We start from the raw sequence: 19,534 nt of genomic DNA, 5'->3' as shown, positions 1-19,534 counted from the left end.
GGCACATGGTCGACACGCCCCACCAAATGATTGATACATCAACAATATGGTGGGATAGTGATATAGTAACGAGAAATTTTCTAACGATTTGGCAAAAAAGATACTGGATGACGCAAAAATATAGCGTTATCCTGTTTAATAGGTAACCATGAAGAATCCGAATTGGCTTAGCGATGATGAACAAAAATTTTGGCGACTGCTACTTGCCGCATCGAGGAAAGTCAATCATCATATAGAAACCGTATTGCAAGACGATCATAATCTCACTAGCGCGGAGTTTGCGGTCCTCGTCAACCTGTCCGAAAGCCCCGAGAAAGAAATACGGCTCCGTGACCTGTGTAATATACTCAATTGGGACCGCAGCCGAGCATCACACCAGGTGAGCCGCATGCAAAAGCGGGGATTGCTCACCAAGCGCCGCTGTATAGGTGACGGTCGGGGAGTGATAATAGAGCTTACCGACGAAGGAGACCGCCGCATCCGCAACGCAGCCCCCTCACACGTGGAATCGGTGCGAGACGTCATATTCAATAACCTCGACCCGGACCTGCTAGAGCCGGTATCAAAATTCTTACGACACATCCTCGATCAACCTGTGGGACTAGCAAGAAACTAGTACCTACGGTGGAGGCCATCAGCCGTTGGGAGGATGCTTGCTAGCTTCACGGGGGAAAGCAAGAACGAAGCCCTCAGGGGGTTACCAGGGAAAACCCTGGGTTTTCCTGGCAAAATCCCAGGGAAATACTTTCAGGGAAAAGATCGGGGGTATCCCTGATGCATCAACGCAGGTAAACCGGAACAATAGGAAACAGAAACAGCAACCAACAAATTTTTCAGAAAGGTCGATTCCCATGAGCTACCCCAACTACAACGCCACCGCTGCCGCTGACACCCAGGTGAACCTGCCGCCCATCACGGAAACGACAGTTGCCACCGACCCGCTCTCCGGCACCACCTATGGCATGTATGGTGTGGTGGATCAGCCCACCTATGCTACTGGGTTGGGGTACATGGATCCGGCTTCGTCAATGCCGGTACTGCCTATGGAACGCCCCCTGGTGCGGGACATGACCAATAACTGGTTCGGCGGCGTCCTCGCGGGAATCGCCAATAAGTTCGACATCAGCGTCAACCTGTTGCGGCTCCTCTTCGTGCTCAGTTGCCTGGTGCTGCCCGGCGCGCAATGTATTTTCTACTTCATTGCCTGGGCCATCATCCCCAAAGGGATCGGCTATTAAGCCCGGAACCACCCAGAGATATTTGAAGGAGGCCCATCATGACATACCCCGCGCCTATGCTGCAACGCCGGCTTCACCGTAACACCATCAATAAGTGGGTGGGCGGCGTGTTCCAAGGAATCGCCGACACCTACGGGTGGGATGTGACGCTACTTCGGATCTTATTCGTTGGAAGTAGCTTCCTGCTCCCCGGACCGCAGTGGGTGTTATACGTGCTGGCCTGGATCATTATGCCTCCGAACTAGGGTTCGGATTAATATAAGGATTGGTTGTTGACATGAGCAGTCCTCTTGTCTCATACAACCAAACTGAAGAGAAGCCGGAAGCCCGGACTGCGCCTTGCATAAGATGCGGTCCGGGCTTCCGCTATCATTAACCCAAAACCATAAGTAGCTATTGTGCTATAATTTATTCTTGTGGTGGGGAGGCATGGTCCTGCCACGCCACCACTGGCGACGTCGTAAAGCGTTGTCAAGAACCCGCAAGGCGGGGCGTCCGCTATTTGCGAGTGCGGTTACTATAAAAATCTTGCACACCAACAGCCTTTGTTGGGTGCAAGATTTTTCTTGCCGACCCCAGCAAACGGGACTATTATGGGCAGTGGATGCATCCAGAAAGTCCACTCTTTGACTGTTAGGTGGTGGTTTATTCGCTAGCCTCATCACAAAGAAACCATGACGTTTATTAACCCCGATGGGTCGTAAGGCACCATGCCGCGACCCATCCTTTCCATGTATGGCGGGTGTGGGGGAGTGGGGGGCTACATCCTTTCCACCGTGGACATGCTCAGCAGATCAGCGAATGACGCTGGGGGAACTGATTCTTTTATTAGACCGTGGAGAAAATCTTTGTGGTGCCAGGCTTGAATGTGCCTTGCGACGTCGATGTGTTCTAATACCTCTACTAGATTGGTAAGGGATACGACTATGACGGTTGATTGTCTTCATCAGAATTATCTTCAAAACCAAGGAAGCTGAAGTAAGGGATACTGCCAATGCTTTGCTTAACGACTTCAAATATTCTATCGCTTATCAGATCTAGGTCTTCTTCGCAGGGTTCACCGTCTTTTTCATGAATCATGCAGGTAAATTTCTGCTTTAAAACATAATTTTGGCGATCTTCAAAGTTACTTTTACCTGTGTTTTCGCTAGACAAATCGTAGTCATCCGACTCTTTTTCCACAGAAAAAGTAGACAGATCTGCTATTTCATCAAACTTTTGAATAAACGAACTGCAAAAGTGCTGAATAAATTCTTCAAGCTCCAATGGGGAACAGTACAGGTGTACCTCTTCTACAAGTTTTTGTTCCATCATTTGCATTCTCTTTCGGTTCTCTTTCAAAGGAGTCCTGTATCATGAGAGAACCTTTTCGCTTGGTATGTGCAGCTATTATTGGCTCAGCCATGGCGTTTTTCGGATTAGCTGGGGTGGCAATTGCCACCCCAGCTAACACTTTAGATAGCAATGTTGCAGAAAGCGATCTCTACTTAACTTTTCGAGGCACTGTAAAAGTTAAGTGCCCAGTCGTCAATCTTCGTAATGAAGCAACCGGCGAATCACGTTGATTGCTCGGATGGTTGTGTTTTGGGGGAGACAGCAGGGGATGGATAGTATTCACCAGGTTTTGAGGTGGGCGATAGACCGTTCCACTACATAGCGGATCTGGTTGATACCTGTCTTAAACCGTTTCTGTCAGTCCAGCAAGGGCTTGCCTGGTCTTCTCTTAAAAGGCGTATTACACCCTAACCCGATATATCTTTTGTCCACGGTGCAATGCCACGATGGCATGTGGTTGAATAGGCCGGTGTGTCGTATAGCTGTGATGTCATGTGTTGATCCTGGTAGCGATGGTGAAATATAGAATATTTCACCAGCCTGGTCTGCTAAAACTTGAAGGTTATAGCCCGCTTTGTGGTGTTTCCCGCTATAGAGGCTTCTTGTTTCTTTCCACCACCAGCAGGGCACGAGAGTGTCGTCTAACACGTATAGCCGTTGAGGCCTAAGGTCTTTGGGTTGTGGTGGGGGTGGGAGCACTATGTTAAGGATGTTCAATACAGTATTGATCGCCCTGGAGATAGTGGGTTGGGACGTGCTAAAAATACCAGCTAGGGTTTGTTGCCTTAGGTTTTCTTGCAGGTAGAGCATGGTGACCTGCACACTAGTGAACACCCCGAGGCTTGGTGGATGGTGGTGTGGGATGTTTGATGTGGTGATGATGTTCGCTAGGGTGAGGAGATTATCTGTGGTGAGTGTGCTAGGATCAGCGGTGCGCGGGGTCGATAGAGTATTTTATTTTTGTTCACACTTACTATAAGTACACTACCGGCCTCGTTTTCCTATGTTTTCGGGAGTGATCAGTTACCGGGTAGTGAGGGCCCTATTTAAAAACGCCTGAACAAGCTTCCTAAAACTAGTTTCTTATAAAGTTTATTTTGTGTTAATCTTTTGTTAAGTGGCTGTTCGATAGAATCATAAACATGCTGGTAGATAAGATAATCATGGTGTTACCCCCTAATGTTCATCGACCGTTGACATGATATGAGTTATCTGTAACACTTCGTAGTTATCTATAGAAAAACATGGATATGTGAATAACCCTCTATCCAGAAGTCATTATGAAAGGGTATTATGAGTTATCGAGATTTAGCAGCTCAACAACGGGGATTCCTTCTCCGGTCTCAACTTTCTGAGGAAGAAATCCAAGAAGCACGCGACACCGGGTTTATTATTGAAGGCGGTTTCTTGGATTCCAACAATGGTTTCTATACCCAACTCAGTGGGCATTCGCCAAATGACAGTTCTTATTGGTTGTGGCTTTTAGCCTTTCCCGCTATTCCCCCGGAACGGCGGAACCCCATGCCTTATGTGGCGAGCAGTGAAGCGCTTCAAATCCGGGGAATCGGCCGGATCGGCAGTGGTGACCCAGCCTGTATCATCACCCCACCAGAGCTTATGCCTTATGCCAATATTGAGGAAGGGGTTACAGACGAGTTTATTGTTGATGATAATATTCAGCCTACAGATTGGTCTCTGGTTGATGATATTCCAACAGAGAATATTCTGCCCGCGTTGCGGAAATACCTCATGACTACTGATGATTTTGAATACGCTGCTGATGCCACCCTCGACGCACATTACTATGGCTGCTCGTGGGAGGAACTCGCCGAGGTGTTAGAAGTCTGTGCGGGGACATGGACTGATAAAAACGGAAGGAAACCCCGAACCGGCAAAGAAGTCCTCGACCATTTCCTCAGCGAATACGCCAGCCCCTACCCTAACACCAACAAAGACTACGACGATGACGATGATGACTGGTGATAGTTATGCCATATAACGCTAACCAAATCGTCAGGCAGATAAAAGCGAGCATCCCTGAGCAATACCAACCCAAGAATAAAAGAGCTGTTAGAATACTTGATGATGATATTAAGAAGCAGGTGTTGTCTCAACATCTTGCGGTGCAGCTCTCGCATTACGCTGACCAACCTTCTGACGGGAAGAAACATTTAGGCAGGGTTGTTATCAGTGGGGGTACTTCCCTGTTGTTTCGGGTGCCGGGGTGCCGGATTTCCAGGGACCTTGATATTATTACCTCCATCAAACGTGATAAGATGACACGCCTGCTTGAGGAAACCCTCTCACAGGATGAAGACGACCTATTCACTTACAAAGTTCTCAAAGCAGAGAACACGAGAAGCCGAAACGGTGACACCTATACTATCCAGGTGCTTGATGGTGATAAAGAATACGTCCAGATTAAGATGGATGCGATCCGAGGGGTTCCCGAGGAATACGATGATACCGAAGCGTTAACAGTCCAGGATTCGCTTATCTCGTCTCGGGCATCAACCACTATCAAGCTTATTGATCCGGGGAAATATATTGCCGGGAAAATTGCAGCATTATTCCCCCTCAATGACCAAAGAGAAGACACGTCTCGATGGAAGAATTTAAGGAATTTAGGGGACTTGGCGATTGGGAAATATCGAGAGACATCTCGGTGGAAGGATTTGGGGGATTTAATGATTATGGCCTCTCATCTCCCGATCAGTCCGGATACCATTCAGCGTGGCCTAAAATACATGGAAAATCTTCATAACCCTTTGAATAAAATATTTGGGCATAGGCCGGATAGTAACTGGCCGTATACGCAAATGTTTCTCACTCCAAAAGAATTAAAAGAGCTTGAGGGTGCTGCCCAGCAGAATGAGGATATTGTAGCCGACAGAGTACGGCCCCCTCAAGGGGAGAAGCCTGAGGATACTCGTAAGAGGAAGGGGTTTGAGCAGCGGCAGTTGATTCAGCATTGCTCGGTGGTGCATTCGTTGGAGAAGGTGTTTGGGCGTGTATCAAGATGGTTGGATCCGTGTTTTCATCATATGGAGCCGCACCGGAGAGAAAACACATATCGGAAGGAGTTGCGGACGTTTGCGAGGTCTCCGCAAATGTGGGTGCCGGGGGACGAAGAGGCTGGTTTGGGGGTGTGGGATAATAAGTCTAGGGTGGGGGATTTGCCTGAGAAGTTACGGGAGATGCGGGGGGACTACGTGCTTGGTGGGGGTTTTGTGAATGGTGTAACGGTTGGTGATGTTTTGTCTGAGGAATATAAGAAGAGTAGAAAGTCGCCAGAAGAGGAAAAGAAAAAGGGGGCACAGGAATCCTCGGGGCAGTCTTCGAGTGAGAAAACTACGTATGATGAAGACGATTATGAGGTGTTTGATAATCCTGATGAGAATGATGATGGGGAGTCTTATGGGGATGGGGATGATCCCTTTGGTAACCCGGATGATAACGATGACGACAACGACCAAGGCAAACAGTTATAAACACACAACGCGTTAGGATTGTTGTCTCGTAGGACTAGTCCAATGCGGGTTAATGGGCATTATGTGTGTCTTTGTGGTGTGTTGGGGTTAGTTATGGGTGTTTTTACGTATCCCAATCGAGTGTGAGTACTCGGTTGGGATGGTGTTATCGTAGAGAGCTGGCCGCCCGGTTGCTGGGTCGGTCTGGTTGAGTCAAGACCGTGGCTTTAGCGAGTAAGTCGTAACCGAAGTTCCATTGCCTAGCAATAGTTAACGGATTATCAGGCAGTTGCGTGTGTTGGTGTAACCACCAATCGATAACTGTGCGTTGATGTTCGGCTGTGAGCCCTCGGTGGACGTGGGTATGGAGTTTAACTTGAGCGTTAATACCTCCTTCTAAGGTGTTGGTCGTAGCTTTTCACCCGTCAGGATTGATAGTGGTAGTAGGTGGAGTGAGGTAGGTAAAAAGCCAGTTTTACGGGCTAGATGCAGTAATGAGTGGTAGGTTTTTCGGACTCGTGGGTGGGTGTATTCCCAGGTTTTAGTGGTTGCGCGCCGGTTCAAGGGAAGTAGTGTTTTCTCATTCAAAAATTCTTGGTAGATTTGTCCGAATTCGTGGAGGTTGAGTATCCATGTTGTGGCTTGGTCTGGGGTGTGGATACGGGTGAATTGCTTGGCCAAAGCGTAGATTGTTACGCCTGCCGTGGTACGTGGTGTACTGGTAGCGTAGCGGCATACTACGCGTTGAGCATGAACGAGACAGCGTTGAATCATGGCCTGTGATCAGCAGTGTTTAATCGTGCTGTAAGCACGGTGCCCGCCGTCGAGGGCTACGCATAGTGGTGGGGTGAGTTTGTTGTATTAGGCGGGTATAGGCAGTAGTGGTTTCTTTTCTCGCCCAGTGCCAGGCTACAGGATGCATTTGTGGTAGCTGCGATGAGTAAGCAGCCACCGTTGAGGTAAGTGCCATCGATGAAGATTTGGTCGTACACACGGGTGGGTTGAGTGGTGATAGGTATTGGGATCAGCCAGAATGTAGCGAAGCGTCGGGTGAGGGTTTTAATTAAGCAGTGGCGTTTTTGAGTGTAGTGGGTGAGCAGGAGTGTGTTGGTGGCGTAGTGGTGAAAGAGTTGGAAGTCGTGGGTTAAAGTGACATCGGGGCGGTGTAGGGTGGTACTGGTTCCGCATGTTGGGTTGGTATACCACCATCGGGTGGTTCCTTTAGTGAGTGGTGCCGTTTTTTCATGCGGCCTGTACAAATGGGGCATCTAGGTCGGTTTGTAGGCATAGGAATCTACGAAACCGCATTTTTATAGCCAGGGTGTAGATATTTTCGTGGATTTCCCGGGTTATGGGTGGGGAATACGCTTTTATAGTGTATGGATCGCGGTTTTAACAATCATGGTCTGCGGTTATAGCAAAGAACAGACACACATAATATCCATTAACCCCCAATGCCCCCACTTTAGGCGTCGTAAAGCGCAAAAAACTGGGTTGCAATAATACAACCCAGCTGAAATCGTGTCCCCGACAGGATTCGAACCTGCGACCTTTGGTACCGGAAACCAATGCTCTATCCACTGAGCTACGGAGACCCACGTTGCCTCAACCACATCTTCGGCAACGCTTTGACAGTTTAGCACCTGCCGGCCCAAAAACGAATTCGGGCCATCAAGCAGGGGCAGCGGGGGCTACCCGAAATAACCCGGCACCTCGCCGGCAGTGGCTTTACCGGTGCGCAAATAGTTCAAAACCAGCTTGTCCACAGCCTTATTATCGTAACCGAAATGGCCGTGACCAGGACCATTCACCGTCACCAGGGTGGACTGCATAGCGGCCTGCATGTGGGAGAAATTACCATACGGGGTTTGCGGATCCTGCCGGCCCTGAATCTCCAGCGGTTTCACCTTCAACGCGGAACCATCCAACTTCACCCCAGGCGTCACCCGCTTCGCACCCTGGCAGGCCAAACCCGAACCGTGCAACAGCTGGCCCGTAGCAAACGGATCCTTGCTCACAAACATGGTCCAGTACGCCCGCGGAATCTCATTCGCCCGCGGCGCCGTCACCGACTCATTACACATCATCGTCTGCTGCATCTGCAGCGACGCGGTGGCGGCCTTGAGCTTCGCATCATTCACATCCAGCTCGCCGAGGCTCTTCAAATCATCCTCAGCCAACTTCGGGTTCGCAATCGCCCGGGCGATCGTATCCCACTTATACGCCATCGGCAGGAAAGCGTGCGTGTACAGCATCAAGAACGAGCTCTGCTGCGACTTGCCGCCAGCGGTCAACTGGGTGCCCACATTCTCCGCCTGGGCCCGACCCGGCTCCACCGAATTCATCGCATCCACACCTGCCTGACCAGCGCCCTGCGTGCCCGCCGGCAAATCCGCGGCCGTGGCCTTCGGCGGCTCAACCGACGGCGTCACCCCGGACTGGGCCTTGACCGCATACGCCCACTTCCGGTACACCGCATAGGGAGTCGTCCCCAAATGGTACTTCGCGTCATTCTGCGCCACATAGCCGAAGAACTGGTGCAACACATCCCGATACGCCGGCTCCTGGCGGGCCATAATCTCCGACCACTGCAATGTTGGATCAATACCCGAATCCAACACTGTATGCTTCACCCGATTCGGGAACAGGCTGGCATAACTCGACCCCAGGATCGTGCCATACGACAAACCATAAATATTAATGGTTTCCCGCTTCAACGATTTCCGCACCTCCTCCCAGTCCCGGGCGGTGTTCTCCGTGGTGATTTGGTCCGCATACCCCGGCTGCTTCGACTCGCATCGGGACCGTAATGCGCTACCCGGGTTTGTGAACTCATCAACTGGATTTGACCCCGGGTTTGCCGGGCAGTCCATCGGCGTGGACCCCACCAAACCGCGGGGCTGCACCCCCACCACCTCAAACTGGGAGAAAAGCTCCTGCGGCAGCCGGGTCCCGTTCTTCTTCCCCAACCAGTCGTACACGCCCCCACCCGGGCCGCCGGGGTTGGTAAACACTACCTCGGCGTTCGCGTTCGGGAATTGGATAAACCCCACGGTGATTTTCTTACCACCCGGATTCGCGTAGTTTTCCGGCACCTCAATGTGCCCGCAGCGCGCGCCGGGCCGGTCGAGTTTCTCCGCCGGGCAGTTCTCCCACGTGATCGGGGCTGCCGCGGTTTGTGCCTGGGCTTGGGCGGTAAGCGGCATCATGACCGGCAGTAAAGTTGTTGCGGTCACAACACTCATGACGCGCCGTATGGTGTGCCTCAAAGTTCCCATGAGATATGACTACTCCCTTGTAAAACTCATCATAAATACTCATCAGTATTTTAGAATTAGATATCTATATATTCAGGTTAGTGGATGAGCTTTTCTGCGGAAAGAAAAACTCCCCAGAGGGGGTAATAATTATTACCTTCCCATCCGGGGAGTTTTCGCTGTTATGTCGTCGCCTCATACGTGCCATGCCATCATTACCACCAGCTGGCCGCGGGCTTTGCCAACGCCATCACGGTGTCACATGACGCCAGTGCGGTACCGATGCTGCGTGGGTGCCTGTGCCCAGCGCTACATGATTGCTGTATCTGTGCCGGCGCCGCTAGCTGGGCAAGGCCGGCAGGCTAGCAGACGGGCAGTTGCGCAGCTGGGCGGCAGGTACGTGCGGTGTGCGTGGGCAGGCCGCCTAGCCCCAAGCCGCATGGCACACGCTGGTGCCCAGGCTGGCCCGCCTAGGCGGGCACACGGGTCGGCGCAGGCCGGTTAGTCGACGATGAGGCAAATGAGCGTGCGGGGGCCGTGCACACCCTCCACACGGTTGAGCTCAATATCCGACGTGGCCGACGGGCCGGAAATCATGGTGACCGGCTTCTCATGCCCCAGGCGGCCGATCATCTCCGGCACCCCATACACCACGTTCTCCATGCGCACAATAACCACATGGCAGTCCGGCACCAGCGTCAACGCGCGGCGCCCACACAGAGGATTCGACTCCAGGCAGATCGTGCCCGTCTGGGCCGACGACACGTGCGAATCAGTGACCACCGCATCAACATCGTTGAGCAGCCGCGGGTCGGTGCTGCGATCATCCGGGGTGGCGTTACCAGTGAAGGCCGAAAACAGTTTCTTGTCCAACCCCTCGGCGTAGCGAACCTCCTTCGCGCCGCGCTCCTTGAGCACGTCAGCGATGGTTTGCGGCAGCTTCTTCACGCTGGTCTCATGCACAATCGCCTTGTAGTCTTCAAGACGCTCAATGAGGATTTCCTTGAGCTGCTCCCGGGAATACTCCTCGGTCTTGTTCGTGTTGTAGGTGCGGACGATCTCCACATCCGTGGGCATGTTCGATAGCTGATGTGCGTTACGGATGCGCGTGAGGATTTCGGTCTTGGCGTCCATTATTTCTTCTCCTCCTTGGCAGCGTCAGCGGCATCAGAGTCGGCTTTGGTAGGAATATTATTCTTTGGCAGTCCCTCCGCCTTCGCCCGCGCTAAGAGCGCGGCGGCCTCATTGGAGTCGAACCACTGGCGGAACGATTTCTTCGGTGGCACCGAAGTGTCGCGCACATCCGTCCACCCAGCCAGGAAGCTCGGCAGGTGGGTGATCTTGCCCTTCGTGCCGCCCAGGAGGCGACCCATGAACACCAGGTGGGCTGCCGAATTCCACAGTCGCGGATTCGACCACATGAGCTGCATGCTGGCCAGCAATGCACCCTCAACCACCGGCTTGTGTTCCTTCACCTTCTTGTGCCGTAATTCCAGCAGGGCATCGGTGATCGGAATCTTCACCGGGCACACCTCGTTGCATCGGCCGCAGAGGGAGGATGCGTAAGGCAGGTAGCCGTTGGGGTCGTGGGCGTCATTAATGCCCGTGAGCTGTGGGGTGAGGATAGCGCCGATCGGGCCAGGGTAGGTGGAACCGTAGGCGTGGCCGCCGGCCCGCTCGTACACGGGGCACACATTGAGGCAGGCGGAGCAGCGGATGCACTTCAAGGCCTCCCGGCCGATCTCGTCGGACATGGCGGCGGTGCGGCCATTATCCACCAGCACAATGTGGAAATTCTTCGGGCCGTCGTTCTCGGTTACGCCCGACCACAGGGAGGTGTAGGGGTTCATGCGCTCGCCGGTAGAGGAACGCGGCAGCAGTTGCAGGAACACCTCGTAGTCCCGGAAGGTGGGGAGAATCTTTTCGATACCCATCACGCTGATGAGGGTTTCCGGCAGGGTCAGACACATGCGGCCGTTACCTTCGGACTCCACAATCGTGACGTGCCCGGTTTCGGCGATACCGAAGTTAGCGCCCGAAATGGCAACCTTGGCCTCCATGAACTGCTTCCGTAGGTACATGCGGGAAGCCTCGGCCAGTTCGGCGGGCTCGGAGGAAATGGAATCATCCACGTGAGGCATCTTCTTGAGGAAGATGCTGCGGATCTCAGCCCGGTTCCGGTGAATGGCCGGCACGAGAATGTGGGACGGCTTGTCCTCACCCAGCTGCACAATGAGCTCCGCAAGGTCGGTCTCCTGGGCGAAAATGCCCACCTTTTCCAGCTGCTCGTTCAGGGCGATTTCCTGGGTGGCCATCGACTTGATCTTGACCACTTTCTTTTCCCCAGTGGCCTGCACCAGTTCGGTGACGATCTTGCCGGCTTCTTCGGCGTTGCGGGCCCAGTGCACGTGCCCACCGCGGGCGGTGACGGCGGCTTCGAACTGTTCCAACAGCTCTGGCAGGTGGGCCATCACATACCGTTTGGTGGTGGAACCTGCCTCGCGCAGATCCTCCCAGTCGTCGATCTCGTCGATCACACGCTGCCGCTTGTTACGGATGGTGGTGGTGGCCTTAGTGAGGTTACGGCGCTGGGTAACGTTATTGAGCCCATCGTGGGCGGTGTGCGGGAAGGTTTTGTCGCCCCGCAGGTTAGAAATGTCGGATGCCCGCGGCGGCATGGTAGGGGTGCCGAGCATGATAGGGGTCACAGCATTGCCTCCTTGGTGTAAGCAGCTGAGGTGGGGGTCCAGGGATGTTCTTTGGTCGATGCGAGGATTTCCGCAAGGTGAATGGCGCGAATGCCCACATGTTGGCGGGACAGCGAGCCGGCAATGTTCATGAGGCAGGAGGAGTCGCCGCCGGTGACATATTCGGTGCCGGTGGACTCGATATTGCGGGACTTGTCCGACACCATGGCGGCGGAGGTTTCGGCGTTCTTGAGCGCGAAGGTGCCGCCGAAGCCGCAGCATTCTTCCTTATTGGGCAGTTCTAACAGTTCGATGCCCTCAACGTTGCGGAGCAGCCGATAGGGGCGATCACCAAGCTTGATAAACCGCAGACCATGGCAGGAGGGGTGGTAGGTGACCTTGTGGGGGAAGAATGCTCCCACGTTTTCGACCCCGGCAATATCGATCAAGAATTCCGGCAGGTCGAGGGTTTTCTTGGCCGTGGTCTTGGCGCCGTCGACAAGCGCCGGGGTGCCGTAACGGGTGGCGACACGCTCGTGTTGCTCGCGGACCGCGCCGACGCACGAGCCGGAGGGGGCGACCACATAGTCGATGCTGGGGTCAGAGAATGCCTCGACGTAGCTTTTAATCTGGCCGACGGCTTCCTTTTGGTAACCGGTATTCACGTGCATCTGTCCGCAGCATGTTTGCTGCTTGGGGTAGACCACGTCGTGGCCAAGTCGCGCGAGGAGCAGTGCCGTGGCTTTGGACGCATCGGGGAACATCGCGTCACCGATGCAGGTGGAAAAGAGCGCAATTTTCATCAGATTGAAGCTCCTGGTAAGGGTGAGTTTGTGAGCTAATGTTCGGCGGCTGGTGTCCGAGCGATCGCTTTTCGACGGCTACAGCAAGCAAATGTGCAGCACCCGAAAAGCAAGTGAAACCAAACAGTGATGAAGCATCACGTGCCAAACTTAGTATCTAATTTACCCCGAAATCCCCCGAAAATTTAGCCACAAGCTGCACTTATATAAAAAACACTAGTGTTGCGAAAATCCCCACATCCCTCTCATGTGGGGTTATGGGATTTCGGGGGGAGCCATGGTGACATTTTGTGGGGGTCAATTGTGAAAAATATAACCACGGACCCACCCATATGGGGTGAATCCGTGGTTGGAGTGAGAGCGTCAAGAGACAACTTGTGGTCGTCTCTAGAGCCGGATTTTAGGGGATGATCGGAACCGTGAACGACAGTACCGTGGCCTCCAGGTAGACCAGGCAGCACACGAAGAGCACGAAGGCGAACGACCAGCCCACCACAGCCTTGAAGATGTCGGACTCCTTGCCCTCCATCTCCACGGCGGTAGCGGCAATAGCCAGCGACTGCGGGGACACCATCTTGCCCACCACGCCACCGGTGGTGTTGGCGGCCAGCATCAGATCCGGGTTAATACCGGCCTGCTCAGCCGCGGTGACCTGCATCTTACTGAACAGGGCGTTAGCGGACGTGTCCGAACCGGTCACGGCGGTGCCCACCCAGCCCAGCATCGGTGCCAGGAAGGTGTACAGGCCACCCAGGGAAGCCACGAACTGGCCAATCGCAATGGTCTGGCCGGAGTCGTTCATGACATAGGCGAGACCCAGCACCAACACGATCGTCAAAATCGACCACCGCATCCGGTAGAACGTGCCGGTGAGCTCCTTCCACGCCTGGTTAGCGGTCAGCGAGTACTTCCCGTTCTCCGAATACTTGGAGTACACGAGTGCCACAATCAGCCCGGAAATCAACAGCAGCGTACCCGGGTTGTGCAGTACCGCCACCGAATAGGTGCCCGACGAGGCGTTCGGGGCGCCCGCGGTGTTGAGTAGCCGGTCGTGCAACAGCGGCCACGGGATCTTCACCGTGAGGGACTTCAAGGCGGTGCTGACGGCACCAACGTTGGCAACACCGAAGATCACGGTCACAATGGCGTAGGGGAGCATTGCCATCCATACGCGTTGCCGAGGCAGATCCTCGGAGGTAGGGGCCGGTGGCAGATCCATGCGTTCCCGCATTTCCTCGACATCCTTCGGCTGCCACCGCTGGAGGAATGCGAAAGCCACACCCAGCGACACGATACAAGCGATCACGTCGGTGAGCTGGTAGACGAAGAAGTTAGCCGTGATGTACTTGGCGATAGCGAAGCTAATGCCGATGACGAATGCCGGGGCCCAGGCGGCCTTCACGCCCTTCCAGCCGTCCAGGATGAACAGCAGAATTGCCGGAATAAACATGGCAATGATGGGGGTTTGCATACCGACGATGGCAGCAATGTTCGCGGTTTGCTCCGCACTACGGCCGCCGACCTCGCCAGCCGTAATGATCGGGGTGGCCACCGCACCGAACGCCACCGGGGCGGTATTGGCCAACAACACCACAGTGGCGGCCTTGAGCGGTTTGACGCCCAGCGCCAAAATCATGGTGGCGGTGATCGCCACCGGGGCGCCGAAACCGGCCAAGGCCTCCAACAGGCCACCGAAGCAGAACGCAATCAAAATGGTTTGGACGCGCACGTCACCGTTGCCCAGCTTATCGAAGGTCCGGCGCAGGTCTTCGAACCTTCCCGAGGCAACCGTGATCTGGTAGAACCAGATGGCCATCACGATCACCCACACGATCGGCACCAAACCGAAGGCGCCACCGCGGAACGCGGACATGACAGACAGCTCAATAGGCATATGGAAACCAAGAACCGCAACAAGAATGCCGGCAGCCAACGCCACAGCGGCGGAAACATGGGCACGGGCTTTCACCCCGATGAGCATGATGAAAAACGCCAGCAGTGGAACGCATGCGACGAGTGCTGAAAGTCCGAGGCTCTCGCCAACGGAGTCAGTCACTGGTTGAAATGTGTCCATCGCAACTCCTTAAAACAAAATGTTCGTGACATATATAGGTGAGGGGTTAACAATTATTCAGTGTGTTGATAGGTGATTAATTTGGACCTCATCATTCTAGATCTTTGTCGGTATGGTCGCCCAGTGGCGTAAAAGTTACTCAATTCACATTACGGGTTGAGTGTGAAGATACGCAACCGTCCCGATAAGAATGCTCGACACATATTATTTTCTGGCTTTTTCATCGGTTACACTGTTGCGTTATGACACCATCGGATCTTTCCCACCTCATCAACACTGAGGCCCACAAGATACTTGCCGATCGACAGCTGGACGTGACCGCCCTGCCCGAGCAAGTAGTCGTGGAACGCCCTCGCAATCCCGAGCACGGCGACTACGCCACCAACCTGGCGCTCCAGATTGCCAAGAAGGTAGGAATGAATCCGCGCGAACTCGCCGGCCTGCTTGTCGACGCCCTGTCGGCGCACGACGAGATCGCCACCGTCGACATCGCCGGCCCCGGATTCATTAACATCCGACTGGCCGCCGCCGCCCAGGGCCAAATCGTGGCCGACATCCTTGCTGCCGGCACCACCTACGGGCACAACAGCCTCTACAGCGGGGAACGCATCAACTTGGAATTCGTCTCCGCCAACCCGACCGGACCTGTCCACCTCGGCAGCACCCGGTGGGCCGCCGTGGGCGACTCCCTCGGCCGAATTCTCGCAGCCTGCGGCGCTGACGTGACCCGCGAATATTACTTCAACGATCACGGCCGCCAAATCGACCGGTTCACCAACTCCCTCATTGCCGCCGCCAAAGGCCAACCCGTCCCCGAAGACGGCTACGGTGGCGACTACATCTCCGAAATCGCCGCCAATATCGTGGCCCAAGAACCCGGGGTGCTCCAGCAATCCGAACCCGACATGCGCGAAACCTTCCGCGCCCTCGGTGTTGAACTCATGTTCGATCACATCAAGGCCACCCTCCACGAATTCGGCGTCGACTTCGACGTGTACTTCCACGAGAACTCCCTCTTTGAATCCGGCGCCGTCGACCGCGCCGTCGACAAGCTCAAAGAAAACGGCAACCTGTACTTCAGCAACGGCGCCTGGTGGCTGCGCAGCACCAACTACGGCGACGACAAGGACCGGGTCGTCATCAAATCCGACGGGGATGCTGCCTACATCGCTGGCGATATCGCATACGTCGCAAACAAATTCGAACGCGGCCATACCCGCTCCATCTACATGCTCGGCGCTGACCACCACGGCTACATTTCCCGCCTGCGCGCCGCCGCAGCAGCCATGGGATATAACCCCAACAACGTGGAAGTCCTCATCGGCCAACTCGTCAACCTGGTCCGCGATGGTGAAGCCGTCCGCATGTCCAAACGTGCCGGTACCATCATCACCCTCGACGATCTGGTCGAAGCCATCGGCATTGATGCCGCCCGCTACTCCCTCGTGCGGTCCTCCGTCGACTCCACCCTCGACATCGACCTCACCCTGTGGGCCAACCAATCCAACGAAAACCCCGTTTACTACGTGCAATACGCCCACGCCCGCCTGTGCTCCCTGGCCAAGAAAGCCGCTGCCGTCGGCGTGACTGTAGACAACCCCGACCTGTCACTGCTTACCGAAGACCACGAAGGCACACTCATCCGCACCCTCGGCGAATACCCCACCGTGGTCAAAGCCGCCGCCGAACTCCGCGAACCCCACCGCATCGCCCGCTACATCGAAGAACTCGCCGGCACCTTCCACCGCTTCTACGACACCTGCCAAATCCTGCCCAAGGCAGGCGAGCAAGCCCAACCCATCCACACCGCCCGCCTGGCGCTGGCCACCGCCACCCGCCAAGTCATCGCCAATGCCCTCGGCCTCCTCGGCGTCACCGCGCCGGAACAAATGTAACGAGAGAACCCACATGACCCACACACCTGACTTCAACGCTCCAACCTTCAACAAACTCCCCGCCGCAGTCTGGCCCCGCACCGCCATGCGCGATGGTGGTGTTAGCATCGCCGGCGTTAGCCTGCCCAGCATCGCCAAAGAATACGGCACCCCGGTCATGGTTGTCGACGAAATCGACTTCCGCTCCCGCTGCCGCGACATGGCCCGCGCCTTCGGCGGCCCCGAACACGTCCACTACGCATCCAAAGCCTTCATGACCTCCCGCATCGTCCAATGGGTCAACGAAGAAGGCCTCTCCCTCGACATCGCCTCACACGGCGAACTCCTCGTCGCCCTCCACGCCGGATTCCCCGCCGAACGCATCGCCGCCCACGGCAATAACAAAGACGCAGCCTTCCTCCGCGACTGCGTCAGCAAAGGCGTCGGCTTCGTCATTCTCGACTCCCACCAAGAAATCGAAGACCTCAACACTATTGCCGCGGAACTCGGCCAAACCCAAGACGTCCTCATCCGCGTCAAACCCGGCATCGACGCCCACACCCACGAATTCATCTCCACCGCCCACGAAGACCAAAAATTCGGCTTCTCTCTCGCCTCCGGCTCTGCCCTCAAAGCTGCCCGGCGCGTCGTCGAACTCCCCAATCTCAGGCTCATCGGCCTCCACTGCCACGTTGGCTCCCAAGTGTTCGACGCTGAAGGCTTCTCCCTGGCCGCGGAACGCATCCTCAAGCTCTACCGCACCATCATCGAAGAATGCGAGGTAGGGGAGGAGTTCAACATCCTCAACCTTGGTGGCGGCTACGGCATCGCCTACGTTGAGGGTGAACAACCCCTCGACGTCGAAGCCGTCTCCACCGACCTCCTGCAACGAGTCAACACCTACGCCGAACGACTCCACCTGACCATGCCGTTTATCAAGGTGGAACCCGGCCGGGCCATCGCCGGACCCAGCACCGTCACCGTCTACACCGTTGGCACCGTCAAAGACGTCACCATTGACGGCGGCAAAACCCGCCGCTACATCAGCGTCGACGGCGGCATGGGCGATAATATTCGGCCCGCCCTCTACGGCGCCGAATACGACATCCGACTCGTCAACCGCAGCACCGACGCCCCACTCATCCCAACCCGTGTCGTCGGCTCCCACTGCGAATCCGGCGATATCCTCATCAACGACCGTAACCTCCCCGAGGACATTCGCCCAGGTGACATCGTGGCCCTCGCCGCCACCGGCGCCTACTGCTACTCCATGTCCAGCCGCTACAACATGATGATGCGGCCCGCCATCGTCAGCGTCGGCGCCGCCGACGATAAAGCCCACCTCATGGTCCGCCGCGAAACCCTCGAAGACTTCTTCAACCTCGAAGCCTAACCCCCGACCAGGCCGGCGTCGCAAAGCACAACCAACCACAACCCATCAAGGAGCACAAAACCATGACCCCCACCACTTTCAACCCCGGCAAAGGCGCAGGATCCACCGTCGGCATTGCTATCCTCGGTTACGGCACCGTCGGCTCCCAAGTGCTCCGCCTCATGGTGGAAAACGCCGACGAATTCGCCCACCGCACCGGTGGCCCCCTCGAAGTCCGTGGCGTGGCCGTGTCTAACAAGGAAAAACACGTTGGCACCCTTGCCGACGAACTGGGGCTTCTCACCGACGACGCCCGCAGCCTCATTAAACGCGACGACGTAGACCTCGTGGTCGAAGTCATCGGCGGCATCGACTACCCGCGCGAACTCGTGCTCAGCGCCCTCCGCAGCGGCAAATCCGTTGTCACCGCCAACAAGGCCCTCGTCGCGGCCCACTCCGCCGAACTCGCCGAAGCCGCCGACCAGGCCGGCGTCGACCTCTACTTCGAAGCCGCCGTCGCCGCAGCCATTCCCGTTGTTGGGCCGCTCCGCCGCTCACTTGCCGGTGATCAGGTCCAATCCGTCGCCGGCATCGTCAACGGCACCACCAACTTCATCCTCGACGCCATGGACTCCACCGGGGCATCCTACGACGACATGCTCGCCGAGGCTACCCGACTCGGCTATGCCGAAGCCGACCCCACCGCCGATGTGGAAGGCTACGACGCCGCATCCAAAGCCGCCATCCTTGCATCCCTCGCCTTCCACACCCGCGTCACCGCCGATGACGTGCACTGCGAAGGCATCACGAATATCACCGCCCACGACATTCAGGCCGCGAAGGCCGCGGGCTACACCATTAAGCTCCTCGCAATCTGCGACCGACTCAAGGACGAGGCCGGGCACGAATCCATCGCCGCCCGCGTCCACCCCACCCTCGTGCCCCGCAACCATCCCCTGGCCAACGTGCACAAAAGCTTCAACGCTATCTTCGTCGAAGCCGAAGCCGCCGGCCGGCTCATGTTCTACGGCAATGGTGCCGGCGGGAACCCCACCGCATCCGCCGTCCTCGGCGACATTGTGGGCGCCGGCCGGAACAAAGTATTCGGCGGCCGCGCCCCCGGCGAATCCACCTACGCCAACCTGCCCATCGCCAACTTCGGTGACGTCCCCACCCGATTCCACATCGACATGACCGTCGTTGACATCATCGGGGTGCTTGCCGAACTCACCAAAATCTTTGCTGCCCACGGCATTTCGCTCCGTACCGTCCGCCAGGAAGAAGGCACTGAAAAGAACGCCCGACTTCTGGTCATGACCCACGAAGCTAAGGAATCCGACCTGGCCGCCACCGTCGAAACCCTCAAGGACGCCCCATCCGTCATTAAGGTCAACTCGGTTATCCGCATGGTCGGCGAATAACAC

General features: G+C 55.7%; 16 protein-coding genes, 1 tRNA gene and 1 pseudogene. 9 read left to right on the top strand and 9 right to left on the bottom strand.

Annotated elements, in window-relative coordinates:
* The first annotated feature begins 148 nt into the window (after positions 1-148).
* From HBA49_RS07380 to HBA49_RS07370, 3 genes are all read left to right on the top strand, one after another.
* Positions 149-616, top strand: coding sequence for a MarR family winged helix-turn-helix transcriptional regulator (locus HBA49_RS07380; protein ID WP_005523327.1), 468 nt, complete (start codon positions 149-151; stop codon positions 614-616).
* Between the two features lie 235 nt (positions 617-851).
* Positions 852-1,238 carry a PspC domain-containing protein gene (locus HBA49_RS07375; RefSeq protein WP_005523325.1) on the top strand — a complete coding sequence of 129 codons (387 nt, stop codon included), beginning with the start codon at positions 852-854 and terminating at the stop codon, positions 1,236-1,238.
* A 38-nt stretch (positions 1,239-1,276) separates the two neighbouring features.
* Entirely contained in the window at positions 1,277-1,483 is a 207-nt protein-coding gene (locus tag HBA49_RS07370; RefSeq protein WP_005527045.1) for a PspC domain-containing protein, read from the top strand.
* A gap of 679 nt (positions 1,484-2,162) precedes the next feature.
* Here the strand turns inward: HBA49_RS07370 and HBA49_RS07365 are convergent.
* Complete coding sequence (locus HBA49_RS07365) at positions 2,163-2,552, bottom strand: hypothetical protein (protein WP_225865993.1); 390 nt, start codon at positions 2,550-2,552, stop codon at positions 2,163-2,165.
* Positions 2,553-2,593: 41 nt separating this feature from the next.
* Between HBA49_RS07365 and HBA49_RS07360 the strand changes: the two genes are divergently transcribed.
* The gene (locus HBA49_RS07360) at positions 2,594-2,803 is read left to right on the top strand and encodes a hypothetical protein (protein ID WP_162019718.1); all 210 of its coding nucleotides are present in this window, start codon (positions 2,594-2,596) and stop codon (positions 2,801-2,803) included.
* Positions 2,804-2,930: 127 nt separating this feature from the next.
* On the opposite strand, the gene HBA49_RS12990 is transcribed toward HBA49_RS07360, so the two are convergent.
* A complete protein-coding gene (locus HBA49_RS12990) occupies positions 2,931-3,383 on the bottom strand; it encodes a transposase family protein (protein ID WP_225865994.1) in 453 nt (150 codons plus the stop codon).
* Between the two features lie 483 nt (positions 3,384-3,866).
* On the opposite strand from HBA49_RS12990, the gene HBA49_RS07350 reads away from it, so the two are divergent.
* On the top strand, positions 3,867-4,556 hold the full coding sequence (locus tag HBA49_RS07350; protein WP_005527287.1) for a hypothetical protein: 690 nt from the start codon (positions 3,867-3,869) through the stop codon (positions 4,554-4,556).
* A 5-nt stretch (positions 4,557-4,561) separates the two neighbouring features.
* The gene (locus tag HBA49_RS07345) at positions 4,562-6,064 is read left to right on the top strand and encodes a nucleotidyl transferase AbiEii/AbiGii toxin family protein (protein WP_005526978.1); all 1,503 of its coding nucleotides are present in this window, start codon (positions 4,562-4,564) and stop codon (positions 6,062-6,064) included.
* Positions 6,065-6,151: 87 nt separating this feature from the next.
* Here HBA49_RS07345 and HBA49_RS07340 read toward each other — a convergent pair.
* The 7 genes and pseudogenes from HBA49_RS07340 to HBA49_RS07310 all read right to left on the bottom strand — a co-directional run bounded on the left by HBA49_RS07340 (position 6,152) and on the right by HBA49_RS07310 (position 14,864).
* A pseudogene (locus tag HBA49_RS07340) lies at positions 6,152-7,331 on the bottom strand (IS1249 family transposase).
* Between the two features lie 234 nt (positions 7,332-7,565).
* Positions 7,566-7,638, bottom strand: a tRNA-Arg gene (locus HBA49_RS07335).
* A 96-nt stretch (positions 7,639-7,734) separates the two neighbouring features.
* Positions 7,735-9,321, bottom strand: a complete 1,587-nt coding sequence (locus HBA49_RS07330) for an alpha/beta fold hydrolase (RefSeq protein ID WP_005527056.1) — start codon at positions 9,319-9,321, stop codon at positions 7,735-7,737.
* A 480-nt stretch (positions 9,322-9,801) separates the two neighbouring features.
* Positions 9,802-10,434 (bottom strand): LutC/YkgG family protein, encoded by a 633-nt coding sequence (locus HBA49_RS07325; protein WP_005527552.1) that lies wholly within the window; start codon positions 10,432-10,434, stop codon positions 9,802-9,804.
* Positions 10,434-11,978, bottom strand: a complete 1,545-nt coding sequence (locus HBA49_RS07320) for a LutB/LldF family L-lactate oxidation iron-sulfur protein (protein ID WP_081455708.1) — start codon at positions 11,976-11,978, stop codon at positions 10,434-10,436. The genes HBA49_RS07325 and HBA49_RS07320 overlap by 1 nt, the downstream gene beginning before the upstream one ends.
* Before the next feature lie 26 nt (positions 11,979-12,004).
* Positions 12,005-12,790 (bottom strand): (Fe-S)-binding protein, encoded by a 786-nt coding sequence (locus HBA49_RS07315; RefSeq protein WP_005523308.1) that lies wholly within the window; start codon positions 12,788-12,790, stop codon positions 12,005-12,007.
* A gap of 400 nt (positions 12,791-13,190) precedes the next feature.
* Complete coding sequence (locus HBA49_RS07310; RefSeq protein ID WP_005527129.1) at positions 13,191-14,864, bottom strand: L-lactate permease; 1,674 nt, start codon at positions 14,862-14,864, stop codon at positions 13,191-13,193.
* A gap of 242 nt (positions 14,865-15,106) precedes the next feature.
* Between HBA49_RS07310 and argS the strand changes: the two genes are divergently transcribed.
* The 3 genes from argS to HBA49_RS07295 all read left to right on the top strand — a co-directional run bounded on the left by argS (position 15,107) and on the right by HBA49_RS07295 (position 19,531).
* Positions 15,107-16,759, top strand: coding sequence for an arginine--tRNA ligase (gene argS / locus HBA49_RS07305; RefSeq protein ID WP_005527422.1), 1,653 nt, complete (start codon positions 15,107-15,109; stop codon positions 16,757-16,759).
* Between the two features lie 13 nt (positions 16,760-16,772).
* Positions 16,773-18,131 (top strand): diaminopimelate decarboxylase, encoded by a 1,359-nt coding sequence (lysA, locus tag HBA49_RS07300; RefSeq protein WP_005527348.1) that lies wholly within the window; start codon positions 16,773-16,775, stop codon positions 18,129-18,131.
* 62 nt (positions 18,132-18,193) lie between these two features.
* Positions 18,194-19,531: a homoserine dehydrogenase gene (locus tag HBA49_RS07295; protein WP_005527109.1), complete on the top strand. Its 1,338-nt coding sequence runs from the start codon at positions 18,194-18,196 to the stop codon at positions 19,529-19,531.
* Positions 19,532-19,534 lie beyond the last annotated feature (3 nt).

This window comes from Corynebacterium matruchotii (assembly GCF_011612265.2).
GTDB lineage: Bacteria > Actinomycetota > Actinomycetes > Mycobacteriales > Mycobacteriaceae > Corynebacterium > Corynebacterium matruchotii.
This window is presented reverse-complemented; position numbering and strand designations above follow the sequence as displayed.